Consider the following 13,274-nt stretch of genomic DNA (forward strand, 5'->3'; position numbering starts at 1 on the left):
TCATTACAAATAAGATATGGAAATCAATGATGTTGTTAGGAGAGAAAAATCTCCTAACAACATCATTGATTGATAAAATATGGATAAATAAATTTGGATTTCAACATAGAAGGACCTCGCACTAGCTATTTAAAACCTGCTTAAACGAGATCCTGAAATAAATTCAGGATGACGATTTTCAAAATAACGATTGCTAGCCTACTTCCAAATAGATTTAGCCGAATACACCTCTAAATTCTTAACCTCAATATTGTTCCCCCAGAAATGAAATCCTTCTTTATTATCTGAATTAGGTTTTCTTTCCATAGAATAAGAATACGCGCCACCGTCAATAAATACCTCAATCGACGTTCTATCTACATAAATATCTGCTGTTAACTCCATACTAGTCATATCAGCAGGCGAATAGAAAACACCATTTATCGTATTATTATTCATATCATAATCAATAACACGCTGACCAAACAAGTTAAACCCTGCACTGGTAGCATGCGACAACTTAAATGTGGTTTTAATACGAATCTTATCCGCACTGTAAAACTCCTTAAGCTTCTGATTCGCATCATCAGATTTCAAACCAGTCCATTGATTTGTACGTTCAAACAATTGCGAAGTCTCACTTACAGGCATATTATACAACCTAATTCCGTTTTTTGTAGCATGAAGCTTAAGCTCTGTAGGCAATAACATCATGTTGTTAAAAGCCATACCAGGCTGCGCTACTCTACCCCATCCAATTTGAATACGTCTGCCATCACTTTCCGGGATATTCGAATAAGTCTGAGCCGCATAAATAGACCCTGTAGTATATAAAAGCTTCCCTGTTTCAGGAGTAAAAACTTTCCCATCAAAAGAACCAAGCATATAAGTACCCGACGCACCATACATCACCCATTTGGTCTTATTTTTATCACCATCAACAGGCAATTCAAAAAGATCAGGACATTCCCAAAATCCGGTAACATGACTTTCAAATTTCCAATCCTTTAAGTTATTAGAATTGTAAATAGAATGACCATCGCGTTCATTCAAAACCATTACCCAATGCTTACCTGGTTTATACCAAAACACCTTTGGGTCACGAGTATCCTTACTGTTCCATTTATCTTTAGAATCTATAACAGGATTCTTTTCATATTTAGTCCATGTACGGCCTTTATCTAAGCTGTACGCAACACATTGAATTTCTCTATCCGGATTATCAGCAGTATAAAAAGCAACCATTGCAGGCGTTTTTCCTTTATTGAAACCTGCAGTATTATCATAATCCATCACAGCCGATCCAGAAAACATAGTACCTAACTTATCAGGGTGTAAAGCCACTGGAAGCTCATCCCAATGCGTAAGATCTTTACTCACTGCATGTCCCCACGACATATTTTCCCATTCTCTCTCATAAGGGTTATGTTGGTAAAACAAGTGATATTCGCCCTCATAATAGATCAATCCATTTGGATCATTAACCCATCCTCTTCTTGTTGTGAAATGGAATTGAGGACGGTTTTTCTCATGATACAACGAATCCTGACCAGCAATCTTATCGTCCTGATAAATCTTGCTAAGCCCTGCCGCATCGCCATCATAGCTTATTTTAATGGTCTTTCCTTTAAATGCAGATACGTCGCTAAAAACCCAGTACTCAGGTTCACCCGGTGCCAATCTTATTTTAAATGAGCGCTCTTGTTTACCCCCTATTTCAAATGTCATTGTTCCCCTATCCTGGCGTTGAGAGATAGGAAAATTGAGGTATTTCTTAGTTATCTTAATGGAGATATCTGCTGCAAAAATAGAAATACTGCAGCAAAGCATTAGCCCTGTCGTAAATACGGCCTTTAACGTTGATTTCATTATTTGGTTGTTTAGGTTAGTTTGTATGTTTCTGTAATTATAATACTTTAATTCATTACACCCTTCAAAAAAGAGCTATTTAAGGTTAAATATTTGATCTCTAAACTGATTATATTCAGCAATATCATACGGAGGGCAGCCACCTTTTTTAGTAGCAATAAATCCTCCCATAGCTATCGCTTTCATTAATATATCTTTAGGCTGATCTTTCTGGTAATGACTGGCAATAAAAGCAGCCAGAAAAGAATCGCCACTACCAATCGTATCGGTTACTTTTATCTCGTTGCCCCAAATGTGATGCTCCTCATCATTCTTGTAATAAGAAGCACCAAACTCTCCTTTAGTAACCACGATTTCTGGAACATTAAAACGATTTTGGATAAACTTAACCATCTGTGGTTCCCCTTCAAATGAGCCTCTAAACATCGTTTGAACCATGCTTAGCTCAGCCTCATTAAACTTTACAATATCTGCCTTAGTTAATAATATCTCTAGTAAAGAATGATTAATAAAAGGCGGACGAATATTGATGTCAAATACCTTTATCGCATCAGTATCCAGTAATTCAATCAAAGTATTCCTTGATACATCATTTCTTGAAGCCAGACTTCCATAAACAAAATACTTTGAAGGTTTCAATTGCTCCTTTAACTTATTTGCTTCATCAATAAAATCCCAGGCAACCGGAAAAACAATCTCATAAGTTACCTCATTTCCATTGTTCATTCTTGCCAGTACTTCACTGGTAGCGTGTTCTTTATCAGTTTGCAGGAAGCTCTTGTTAATACCCCAATTGTCCATCAATTCTTCCAGCTTGTGCCCATTATTGTCATCACCAATCCGACTAATCAAGCCGGATGCTATACCCAATTTATTGAGGTGATAAGCCACATTTAAAGGCGCGCCACCCGGCTGAGGACCATCAGGTAAAACGTCCCAAAGTATTTCTCCATAGCACACTGCTTCTGCTGTTAAAGATGTTTCTTGTTTCATAGTTTAGAATTTAATGTAAAACAATATTGTCGCCAATGCTCTCCAATGATTTTCCTTTCGTTTCGGGCATAAAGCGCCATACAAATAACAATTGTAAAACCATCATGGCGCCAAAAAAGCTAAAAGTTGCGGCACCACCAAAAGTTTCGGCAAAATAAGGAAAGTAAAAGGCAACCAGAGCGGCCATTACCCAGTGCGTAGAACTACCCAGGGTTTGGCCTTTGGCCCTCACCTGATTTGGGAAGATTTCTGAAATAAACACCCAAATAACAGCCCCCTGAGAAAAGGCAAAAAAGGCAATAAACACCATCATATAGATGGGAATGGCCATGCCACTAAAGCGCTCGGTATAAAATGTAAAGGCCACTAAAAATAAGGAAGCAATAAGGCCAAAAGACCCGATCAGCATCAATACACGGCGACCAACCTTATCTATAAAATTTAAAGCCAATAGTGTAAAGGCGAAATTGATTAGCCCAATACCAACTGTAGATAACAGCGAAGAATGCGCACCAAGACCAGCCATTTCAAATATCCTTGGGGCATAATAGATAATGGCATTAATACCCGACACCTGATTAAAAAACGCAAACAACACTGCAAATATCACTGGTTTAGAATACTGACCAGAGAACAAGCTTTCGCTGCTTTTTGATGATTCCCCTAGCTTTGTTTCTGATCTTTTAATTGAAGCCAATTCTTCCTCACAATTCAGCGGATTAATAATCCTCAATATCGCCAGCGCTTTTTCAGTAGCCCCTTTTTTAAGGATAAGCCAACGCGGACTTTCCGGAATAAACTTAATTAATATCAGGAACACTAAAGATGGAGCAGCCTGCACGCCTAACATCCAACGCCATGATGATTCTCCACCCTGACTGATCAGGTAATTAGAAAGGTAAGAGATCAAAATTCCCAATACCACATTAAATTGAAACAGTCCTACCAAACGACCACGCCTATCCGCGGGCGAAATCTCTGAGATATAAATTGGTGCCGTAACTGAAGATGTACCCACTCCCAGGCCACCCAAAAATCTGAATACCAGAAAAACATACCAATTATCAGCCATTGCAGTTCCTAAAGAGGAAAGCAGATAAACCACAGCAACAAAATACAAAGTGTTTTTACGACCAAACTTATCGGACGGTCGGGAACCGAGCAATGAGCCTATCACAGTTCCTATTAAAGCTATTGAAATGGTTAGCCCATGTTCAAATACTGAAAGGTTCCAATATTGTTGTATTGATTTTTCGGCGCCTGATATCACTGCGGTATCAAAGCCAAATAAAAACCCGCCTAATGCTACTACTATCGACCAGGCCAGTACTGAATTCTTTTTCATGAAGTTCGATTTATAAATGGTTAAGGATTGCAAATTAGAAGTAAATGACAGGTAGGTGTTATGAATCTTACATCAAATTCTTTAAAAAACAGAACACACCAAAATCAATTGAATATCAATAAGTTAAAAACAACAAATAAACACTTTTATTTAGATGTTAAATTTTGTTACACGATTCTTTAACTCAGGTTACACCCTATAAAGCACCCCATACTGCCAAATTTTAAAATGAGGTATATAATTTATAGCTTTAATGGTTCCCACTAATTTTTATAGCCCTTATAATGATCAACCCCTTCAGTTTTAAATGCCTTTTCAAATACCAGATTACATTGCTGCTCGTATTTGCATTGGGAGTAATTTTAACCTTACAAGGCTGCTCAGATAAAAAGGAAACAAGGGAGTATAAGATTGGCTTTTCGCAATGTGTTGGCTCTGATTTATGGCGCAAAACGATGCTCGTTGAAATGAAAACCGAGCTTTCTTTAAAACCCGGCACAAAATTGAGCTATGCCGATGCTGATAACAGTAGCAGCAAGCAAATAGAGCAGGTAAAGGAAATGATTAATGAAGGCATAGATTTGCTAGTCATTTCACCAAATGAAGCACTACCGCTCACTAAAATCGTTGAGGAGACCTATAACAAAGGCATTCCCGTAATTGTTATCGACCGTAAAACTTCGTCGCCACTTTATACTGCTTATGTTGGTGCTGAGAATTATCAGGTAGGTAAAATAGCAGGAGAATATTTGGCCAATAGCCTAAAAGGATCAGGAAATGTTGTAGAGGTAATGGGCTTGCCCGGCTCCTCTCCTGCTATTGAGCGCGACAGGGGCTTTATGGATGCACTTAAGGAACACCCTGAAATTAAAGTAACCGGTCAGTTTTATGGCGACTGGTTAGGGCCAAACACAGAAACGCAACTACTAAAAAACAAGGATAAGCTTAAAAACATTGACGCCATATTTGCGCATAATGATGTAATGGCTACAAGCGCCAGAAAGGTGCTTAAACAACTTAACCTAAGCAATAAAATAAAGGTAATTGGGGTTGATGCCTTACCCGGAAACGGCGGTGGCCTAAATCTGGTAAGTAACAAAACACTAACTGCCAGTGTACTTTACCCTACCGGAGGTAAAGAAGCAATTAACATTGCCATGAGAATCCTGAACAAGGAATCCTTTTCAAAAGAAAACATCCTGCAAACTGTAGTAATTGATAGCAGCAATGTGCAATTAATGAAGCTTCAATGGGATAGAATAAACAGTCAGCAAAGCGATATAGAGCGTCAGCAGACCTTACTTGCAGATCAGTTTAAAGTTTACAACAGTCAGAGACTGGTACTTAATTTCATTGTGATCACGCTAGTGTTAGCCGTAGTATTTGGAGGACTCGCCTTTCACGCTTTACTCGAAAACAGAAAAATCAACAAGAGCCTAGAGCTTAAGAATGCAGAGATCTTAAATCAGCGAAACCAGCTCATAGAGATGTCGGAAAAGGCTCAGGCTGCAACCGAGGCCAAGCTCAATTTCTTTACCAACATCTCCCACGAGTTCAGAACACCACTTACACTCATCTTATCCCCTCTTGAAGATCTACTAAAAAACGAAAAAGTAAAAGCAACGGCGGGTAATAACCTTACGCTGATCTACAAAAACGTTTACAGGCTACTGAGGCTGGTAAATCAATTGATGGACTACCGAAAAATTGAGCACAAGCAGTTTAAACTACACGCAACGGCCAATAACCTAATAGATTTTGTAAAGGAAATTCTGGATAGCTTTAAACACAACGCCGAGAAACGCAATATAGACCTGAGGTTAGTAGTTAAAGAAAGTCCGGGAGTAGTTTGGTTTGACGTAAACATCCTCGATAAGGTGATATTTAACCTGCTAAGCAATGCCTTAAAATTCACCAGCGATAATGGCAGAATCTACATTACCATAAGTAAAACCAACAACACAGTTAATATTGAGGTAGAAGACAACGGTTTAGGCATGACAGACACCGAACTTGAACATATTTTTGAGCAGTTCTATCAATCAGATCTCAATTACAGCAGAGGCTCAGGCCTGGGCTTATCTCTTTCTAAGGAATTGATTCTGTTACATCAAGGAAACATTGCTGTAAGCAGTAAAAAATGGCAGGGAACTACATTTACCATAACATTACCTCTAGGAGATGCCCACCTTACAGAAGAAGAAAAGCTAGTACAAGAGCAACAAGGCGCTATGCTGTACGATCAGATAAAAATATACACTACCGAACATGACCACGCCGCAATCAAAGAAAAGGACCGCGCATTTGAGCACATCAAAGATCAATCGGTATTAATTATAGAGGATAATCAGGACCTGCTGAATTATCTAACCGAAAAATTTGAGGCAGATTACGAAGTATTTACCGCCTCTACAGGCACCAATGGACTAGCCGAAGCTTATGAAAAAATCCCTGATCTGATTATTACCGATGTTGTAGTACCCGGCATGTCTGGCAAAAACCTAACCCAGCAACTCAAATCTGACATCCGTACCTCACACATTCCAATTATACTATTAACTGCCCAGGGCAGCATAGAACAGCAAGTGAACGGCATACAGAGCATGGCAGATGTGTACATTACCAAGCCTTTTAACTTCGAATACCTGCAAGCCAACGTAGAAAACCTGATTAAGAACAGAGTTATCTTAAAAGAACACTACACCAGCGACATCTCCTCGTCAGGCGTTAAAAAATCGACCAACCTAATTGACAAGAAGTTCTTAAACGACTTCGCCGGAATTGTAGAACACAACCTAAGCAACGAGCATTTCAGTGTAGATGATATCGGTAAGGCCATAGGCATATCCCGCGTTCAACTGTACCGTAAAGTAAAAGCGTTATTAAACTGCAGTATAACAGATTACATTTTAAACCGACGACTTAAAAAGGCTAAGTACTTACTAAATAACGAAGAGTATTCTATTTCAGAAATCACTTATATGGTCGGCATATCATCCCCTACTTATTTCTCTACCATTTTTAAAAACAAGTACGGGATGACCCCAACTGAATACAAGAAAACCAGAAATCAATAAGCTATTCAACTAAAATAGTTACAGCCGCAGGAAAAAGCCTATCCGGATCACCAAACAAAGCAAGGCTCTCTGCCATTGTACCTACATTTGGCTTCAACTTTTTGTCACTGATAAGCTTATCATTATAGTAAACCAATACAGGTTCAGCGAAATTAACTCTGTCAATATATAGCTTAACTTTCCCTTTAACCTTGCCCTTAACATTCGAAGAACTTACCTGATAAGTGTTTCCCTTTTTCTCTACATAAAATTTCCTTTCACCAGTTTTAGAAAGGCCGTCCAATCTTAAATAACCAAAACCCTTTCTATAAGTGCTGGGCACGTTGGGCTCGCCACCATAAATACTATCCGCTTGTGCATAATATACCATGCTTAACGTATCTGGATATGGTTTTCTGCTAAATTGCTTTAACCATGGTGCGGTTCTGAAATAGTCAATCCCGTGTCCACGACCGTTCTGTATCTCTACCTCATGTTTAAACTGTCCGGGATTCTTTGCGGAGGCACTATCCAAAAGCTTCTTCCAATCTCTTCCATTTTGTACGCGTCCGTAGGCATAGTCTTTCTCGCCAACCTCAATACGAAAAGCGATGTTTCTTAAATTCTCGACAGGCTCCTGATCTGCCCACACCGGTCCTGCCATAGGTCCTGCCCCTGCAAAGTAATCTGCAAGAAAAATACCCATCCTGAAACTGCCATATCCACCTTCAGAAATCCCCATTATGTAGGTCTTATTTGCATTTACATCGCCAGAAAGCACTGCAAGCTGCCAGGTTCTAATCCATGCGGCTATAACGCCACTATGGTACCAGCGCCCTCTTCTATCATCTGGCATGCGAGGGATAAAATACATACTCGGACTATCCTGATACTTTGCGCCTAAAGATTTAGCTGCTTTCCATTCAGAATCATTTGATGGTGAAGTCCATGGCCCCGATTCGCCAGGAAAACAACCTCCACCATGTAAATTGATATAAAGCGGATAACCACCATCCGGCTTATTGCCCTTCTTACTCATTGAAAAAAGCATTTTCTTTTGATCAGGCAGTTGCCAGATTAAGGAATCCTTTGTAGAGTTGTCGATTAGCTGAGCCCATGTTTTAAGGCGTTCAGCATTGGCTTTTTTCCATGAACTCCATAAGAGTGTTTGGTATTTAGTAATCTCGGTTGTTAGTATTGTTTTTTTATAGTACTCGGCAGGAGGATTAATTAAGCTATCTTTTTCTATTGTAGAAGTAAGGTATTTTGTGAGGCCGTCTTCGTATGCGGCGGTAGTTTCTTTTTTAACTGATTTACAGGCGCCAAATAGGCAAACCAAGGCAAGAGCTACTAGTATTTTTTGATTCATTTAGTTGATTTTCATTTTTTAAATCATTTTCATCATCATCATCATTATGAATCTTGCAATTTAGCCATAAACATGGAAGGACAAAAGCACTATATTGACTTGCTTTTAAAAAAGTACCGCCTGCGATTATTCTTAGTGTCTTTAGAGAAACCTGTCAGGGAATAGTCTGACCTAAGTCTAAGGTGAGCCTAACAGATTAGCTATTACAAAGAAGTTTTGTCGTTTTAAAAAAGGCTCTATTTTTACCACTAAAACGTATAACAACTATAAACCAAAAGGTTACATCATTATAAATTTACAAAAAAATAAAAAACTACCAAATTTCAGGAACAATAATTAATCCCGTTTGTTAAGCTGAATACATTAATCCAAATCACAATGGAAAAATTTAGAATTGAAGTAGCCGATAGCCGGCACTTCGGACAGTTTTTTGACATTAAGGCTCTCGATAATGAACGATTCCAAATCTTTAACGACCAACATGAAAGAATCGGGACAATTGAGATAGACAATGATGACCGAGATCATTACCGACAAAGCATGGATTGCAAAGTAGATCTTCCCTTACTTAATTCAATTAGAGACAGTATACTTCTTCATCAAGAACTGGTTACAAAATAATTATCGGCTTAATGATTTGATTTTATGGCATTTTGCAGATGCATAATCTCATCAAACTCCACTTTTGCAACAGGATAACCTTTCAAACTTTGCTGAACCTGATAAACTTTATTAGATTGTTCATTTAAAGCTGCCAACTTCCCATAAGTTTTTAAGTAAATACTACAGTTTTCTCTTAAAATTTCCAGCTCTTCAAATTTCTTCATATTGGTATAAAATGCAGGATCTTTAACACTTGGCAATAGGGCTCTTTGTGTCAATATTCGCCAATACAGAATAGAAAAATTAACCTTACCTACTGCTTTTTCAGCTTGTTCTAGCTTTGTTAATGCACTATTATACTGGCCTATATGATAACTCTTTTGGGCTTCCCTTATCCTGGTTTTAGCAGATATGGATTGGCCCATACCGGTCATTGTAAGACAAGTAAAAACCACTAGTAAGCTTAGAAACTGTTTCATTAAATTATTTTTTCAAATGTATAACCAGATTTTTCATTCTACCATAGAATAGAAAAATTTAATACCTTGCAAACATCCTAAATTATTTAACGCTCAATGAAAAAGATTACCCTCCTATCATTTATTATTTTTAATGCACAATTATCTTTTTCTCAGATTAAGTTCCAAAAAAGCCTACCCGATGCTGTAAAGCAGGCATCAAGTACCAAAAAGTCTATTTGTATTCACATCACAATTCCAGTATATGCTAAGGATACTAAAAGCATTATAGATCAAGCGGATGTATCTAGTTTCTACAATAAAAACTTTATCAATTATAAGGTTGAAATGATGGATAGTGTGGGTCGTGAATTGATTAACAAATATGGAGTAACCGTATTTCCGGCCAGTGTTTTTATTGACTACAAACAAAACCTGATTTTTAAAACATCAACAGGTGACAACACAGAAAACGTCCTTAATAACGGTAAAACAGCACTTACCCGTAAAAATACAGGAATAATGCTTTCCACCTATGAGGAAAAGTATGCAAATGAGAAGCACAGTGCCAAATTGATAAAGAACTATATTAACTTAAGAATGGAGGCCGGAATATTCGATAACGCAAAGTTAATTGACGAGTATGTGGACTATAAAACCATAGGTGAGCTTAATGACCCAAATGAAATCATATTCATTCTTAGGTCTGGTGCGTATGCTTTCGGAAAGGCCTTTAACATCAATGGTTTAAACAAAACAAAAACTGATAGTGTATTCATGACGCTTCCTCTGCAAGAACGAATAGACATCAATGACAGAGTTATTAATAACACTCAAAATGAGGCTATCAGAACCAAAAACATTGCAATGGCGCAAGCCGCAATGAATTTCACCAGAAACACCTGGAGTGATAATTACAATGAAGGCAGTAAACAATCTCAACTAAAGATCCTTAATTATTACAAAGCAGTAAAAGATACAGCCAATTACTACCCACAAACATCATATTTTGTGGATCAATATTACATGAGGGTAAATGCAGATTCCATTAGATTTCAAGATCCATCAATATTGGGAAAAATGCAAAGCAAAGTACCCACATTTAATCAGCCATCTCCTTCAAATGCCAATATTCCTGATTTGCTTAATAATGCTGCATGGGATTTTTATATATTAGGCACTCGCAATAAATTGTATTTAAGCAAAGCCTTTTTATGGGTAAAAAGGGCGATTGATTTAAAACAGAATTTTCAATATTATGATACTTTAGCGCAAATATTCTACCGCATGGAATTCTATGATGAAGCGCTTATCAATCAGAATAAATCTATTAATATGGCTATAGAGGTTGGTACTTCTACAAACATCATAGAATCTTTAAAATCTACAGGGCAAAAAATCAAAGACAGAAAATTGTAGCTGATTTAATCGGATTACCAGCTACAGTTTACTTTTATTCCATCAGGACTATTATCAAAACCAAGATAAAGTGTTTTTGAGCTTTCATCCCAGGATGAATTAACGTTAGCTATTTCTTCTCCTGTATTGCTCGTTACACTACTTTTTAATGGTTTAGCAGGTAATAAAATACGCATACTGTTTTCTGTTTTAGCCGGGCTTTTGCATACAAAAGAATAGGTTCTGCCATTTCTTATTTCATCATATACTCTTGATGCTGAGGCTAAAACCATCGGTTTAGATTTGTCCTTTATCCGCTTTACATTGTACAACAGCGCTTGTTCTCCCGGATTAATCACTTTCTCGGAAAGCACCGGAAGTTTTGGATCAAAAAGATCTATAACAGGCCCGCTAATTTTATATGGTTCTTTACTTACAGATTCGTCCATTACAGAAACAATATCGTACGCTCCTCTTTGCAAATAAAGATTGTTTTTAAACGATAGCGCACCTGCTTTTGCATCATGCTCATAAGCATGTTTAACCAAATCCAGATAGGTGTTTGCTGAGTTTGCATTTAACACAAACTCCTTGGGGTTTTGTTTGATTAAATAAACGGCGCCCTTACCTACTGGCTGCTTTTTATTTTCTACAGGCTTTATGTTCAATAACGTGAGCAAATGACCTGAAGGGACTTTAAACTCGTTACCTTTAGTATTCCACCATTCCATTACCGACTGATAAGGATCATCATCGCGACCGCAATAAACCAAAACACCACCATTTTTAACCCATTCGGCAATGTATTTATGTACATCTGCCGAAACAGGTTTCATATTGGCATAACTCACAACCAATACCTTTATGTCTTTAAGTGTTCCTTTAAACGACAGGTTTTCCATATGCACAGTTTGCACCGGAACACCATTTTTTAACAAAGGCAGTGTTTGTCCGTAGAAATTAGAAAACTGCGGGTCATCGTATCCCTTATGGTCTGGAAAGCGCTGAAACATTAAGCTATTACTCATCAATACCCCTACACCATTTTTACCCGTAACCTGATTATCTGATAACGGCATATCATTTAGCGCGTTAACCATCACCTGCATCTGAGTAGAATAGTACTTAGGAATTAGTACAGCTTCTGTGCTATTGGCCAGTTTATAAGGTCTGGTATAAATACGTTCTGGCCATGGCATTACTTCGTAATTATTTACCATCGGATACAATAACTTGGCTGTAAACGTAGCTTGATAGTTAAGCTTGTAGTCACTCCAATCGCGTGGCCAATCCTCAATAGGATCAGTTAAAAAGAACATTTTACGGCCTGTAGGCGCAGTCATAGATACCATTGAGCCATATTCTAGAAAGGCATTTTCGAATACGCGTTCCTTTTTTTGCCCATCAAAATATGTAGGCTCCCGAGAGGTTCCTGTCCACACCTGAGCGATGTACCCATCAATTCCGGGTAATGATGCTAAACTTGCTTCAGGGCTCACTATTTGCCATGATGAATAATTAACCAATGAGTGGGTAGCTATGTAAACTTTTATAGATAGTCCTTTAGTTTTTCCGTATGATTTGGCGTATGAAGACACGTCTTTAATGGCCTCATAATACAAATGGTATTTGAGCTTGCTTGATAAATAGGTATTCTCGGCCGATTCATGTTGAGGTCGCCAATCAAAACCATAATATTTTTTCCATTCTTGTTTAAACACTTCGCTATAGCCTGCCCTGGCCCAAAACTCTGGTTCCTCGAGGTAAATTGAAGTGATGCCTGCGTCAATTACCTTTTTAATGATGGCTGTTTTCATATACTCCAGAAACGACTGAACGGGTACAATATAAGGAACACCTCCCCCATGCCAAATCACGTTTCCGTTTCTTTCCATCTGCCCAATATCCTGATGGTTTTTACCGTCCCATTTCCCTAAAAAATAATCCTGATACTCGCCCCATGCTATTCCCGTCATGAAATGGGTTTGATAGCCATGGTTTCGCCAAGAGTCTACACGTTGTTGAAATGTCATGCCCTGTCTATCGTTTGCACCATAAACAATGGCGATATCAGACCGTACGTCTATTTCGGGTTTCCAGGCGCTCCCGGTTTGGAAAGCCGTTTTTTCTTTAGTTTTTAATTGAGCACTTACAGGTATGGTAATTGCGAAAGAAAATAACGCAAAAAGGGTTAGTCTTTTCAT

Annotated in this window: 9 protein-coding genes; 3 read left to right on the forward strand and 6 right to left on the reverse strand. The window is 38.1% G+C overall.

The window, feature by feature from the left end; translation table 11 throughout:
* Positions 1 to 198: 198 nt before the first annotated feature.
* The 3 genes from HQN83_RS22375 to HQN83_RS22385 form a co-directional block, all read right to left on the reverse strand.
* Complete coding sequence (locus HQN83_RS22375) at positions 199 to 1,848, reverse strand: glycoside hydrolase family 32 protein (protein ID WP_173093529.1); 1,650 nt, start codon at positions 1,846 to 1,848, stop codon at positions 199 to 201.
* Positions 1,849 to 1,923: 75 nt separating this feature from the next.
* Positions 1,924 to 2,841, reverse strand: a complete 918-nt coding sequence (locus HQN83_RS22380) for a carbohydrate kinase family protein (RefSeq protein ID WP_173093531.1) — start codon at positions 2,839 to 2,841, stop codon at positions 1,924 to 1,926.
* Between the two features lie 10 nt (positions 2,842 to 2,851).
* On the reverse strand, positions 2,852 to 4,219 hold the full coding sequence (locus HQN83_RS22385) for a sugar porter family MFS transporter (RefSeq protein ID WP_262890080.1): 1,368 nt from the start codon (positions 4,217 to 4,219) through the stop codon (positions 2,852 to 2,854).
* Positions 4,220 to 4,470: 251 nt separating this feature from the next.
* Between HQN83_RS22385 and HQN83_RS22390 the strand changes: the two genes are divergently transcribed.
* Positions 4,471 to 7,263, forward strand: coding sequence for a substrate-binding domain-containing protein (locus tag HQN83_RS22390; RefSeq protein ID WP_173093534.1), 2,793 nt, complete (start codon positions 4,471 to 4,473; stop codon positions 7,261 to 7,263).
* Between the two features lies 1 nt (position 7,264).
* Here the strand turns inward: HQN83_RS22390 and HQN83_RS22395 are convergent, their stop codons facing one another.
* Positions 7,265 to 8,611 carry a hypothetical protein gene (locus tag HQN83_RS22395; RefSeq protein ID WP_173093536.1) on the reverse strand — a complete coding sequence of 449 codons (1,347 nt, stop codon included), beginning with the start codon at positions 8,609 to 8,611 and terminating at the stop codon, positions 7,265 to 7,267.
* A 378-nt stretch (positions 8,612 to 8,989) separates the two neighbouring features.
* On the opposite strand from HQN83_RS22395, the gene HQN83_RS22400 reads away from it, so the two are divergent.
* Positions 8,990 to 9,232 (forward strand): hypothetical protein, encoded by a 243-nt coding sequence (locus HQN83_RS22400; RefSeq protein ID WP_173093538.1) that lies wholly within the window; start codon positions 8,990 to 8,992, stop codon positions 9,230 to 9,232.
* Between the two features lie 8 nt (positions 9,233 to 9,240).
* On the opposite strand, the gene HQN83_RS22405 is transcribed toward HQN83_RS22400, so the two are convergent.
* Positions 9,241 to 9,693, reverse strand: coding sequence for a hypothetical protein (locus HQN83_RS22405; protein ID WP_173093540.1), 453 nt, complete (start codon positions 9,691 to 9,693; stop codon positions 9,241 to 9,243).
* A gap of 96 nt (positions 9,694 to 9,789) precedes the next feature.
* Between HQN83_RS22405 and HQN83_RS22410 the strand changes: the two genes are divergently transcribed.
* Positions 9,790 to 11,091, forward strand: a complete 1,302-nt coding sequence (locus HQN83_RS22410; RefSeq protein WP_173093542.1) for a thioredoxin domain-containing protein — start codon at positions 9,790 to 9,792, stop codon at positions 11,089 to 11,091.
* Between the two features lie 14 nt (positions 11,092 to 11,105).
* Here the strand turns inward: HQN83_RS22410 and HQN83_RS22415 are convergent, their stop codons facing one another.
* A complete protein-coding gene (locus tag HQN83_RS22415) occupies positions 11,106 to 13,274 on the reverse strand; it encodes a hypothetical protein (RefSeq protein WP_173093544.1) in 2,169 nt (722 codons plus the stop codon).

Source organism: Pedobacter foliorum, assembly GCF_013266735.1.
GTDB lineage: Bacteria > Bacteroidota > Bacteroidia > Sphingobacteriales > Sphingobacteriaceae > Pedobacter > Pedobacter foliorum.

Excerpts from the sequence above, each read along its gene's own strand:
- HQN83_RS22375 (WP_173093529.1), bottom strand. The coding sequence starts at position 1,848 with ATGAAATCAACGTTAAAGGCCGTATTTACGACAGGGCTAATGCTTTGC.
- HQN83_RS22380 (WP_173093531.1), bottom strand. The coding sequence starts at position 2,841 with ATGAAACAAGAAACATCTTTAACAGCAGAAGCAGTGTGCTATGGAGAA.
- HQN83_RS22390 (WP_173093534.1), top strand. The coding sequence starts at position 4,471 with ATGATCAACCCCTTCAGTTTTAAATGCCTTTTCAAATACCAGATTACA.
- HQN83_RS22395 (WP_173093536.1), bottom strand. The coding sequence starts at position 8,611 with ATGAATCAAAAAATACTAGTAGCTCTTGCCTTGGTTTGCCTATTTGGC.
- HQN83_RS22400 (WP_173093538.1), top strand. The coding sequence starts at position 8,990 with ATGGAAAAATTTAGAATTGAAGTAGCCGATAGCCGGCACTTCGGACAG.
- HQN83_RS22405 (WP_173093540.1), bottom strand. The coding sequence starts at position 9,693 with ATGAAACAGTTTCTAAGCTTACTAGTGGTTTTTACTTGTCTTACAATG.
- HQN83_RS22410 (WP_173093542.1), top strand. The coding sequence starts at position 9,790 with ATGAAAAAGATTACCCTCCTATCATTTATTATTTTTAATGCACAATTA.
- HQN83_RS22415 (WP_173093544.1), bottom strand. The coding sequence starts at position 13,274 with ATGAAAAGACTAACCCTTTTTGCGTTATTTTCTTTCGCAATTACCATA.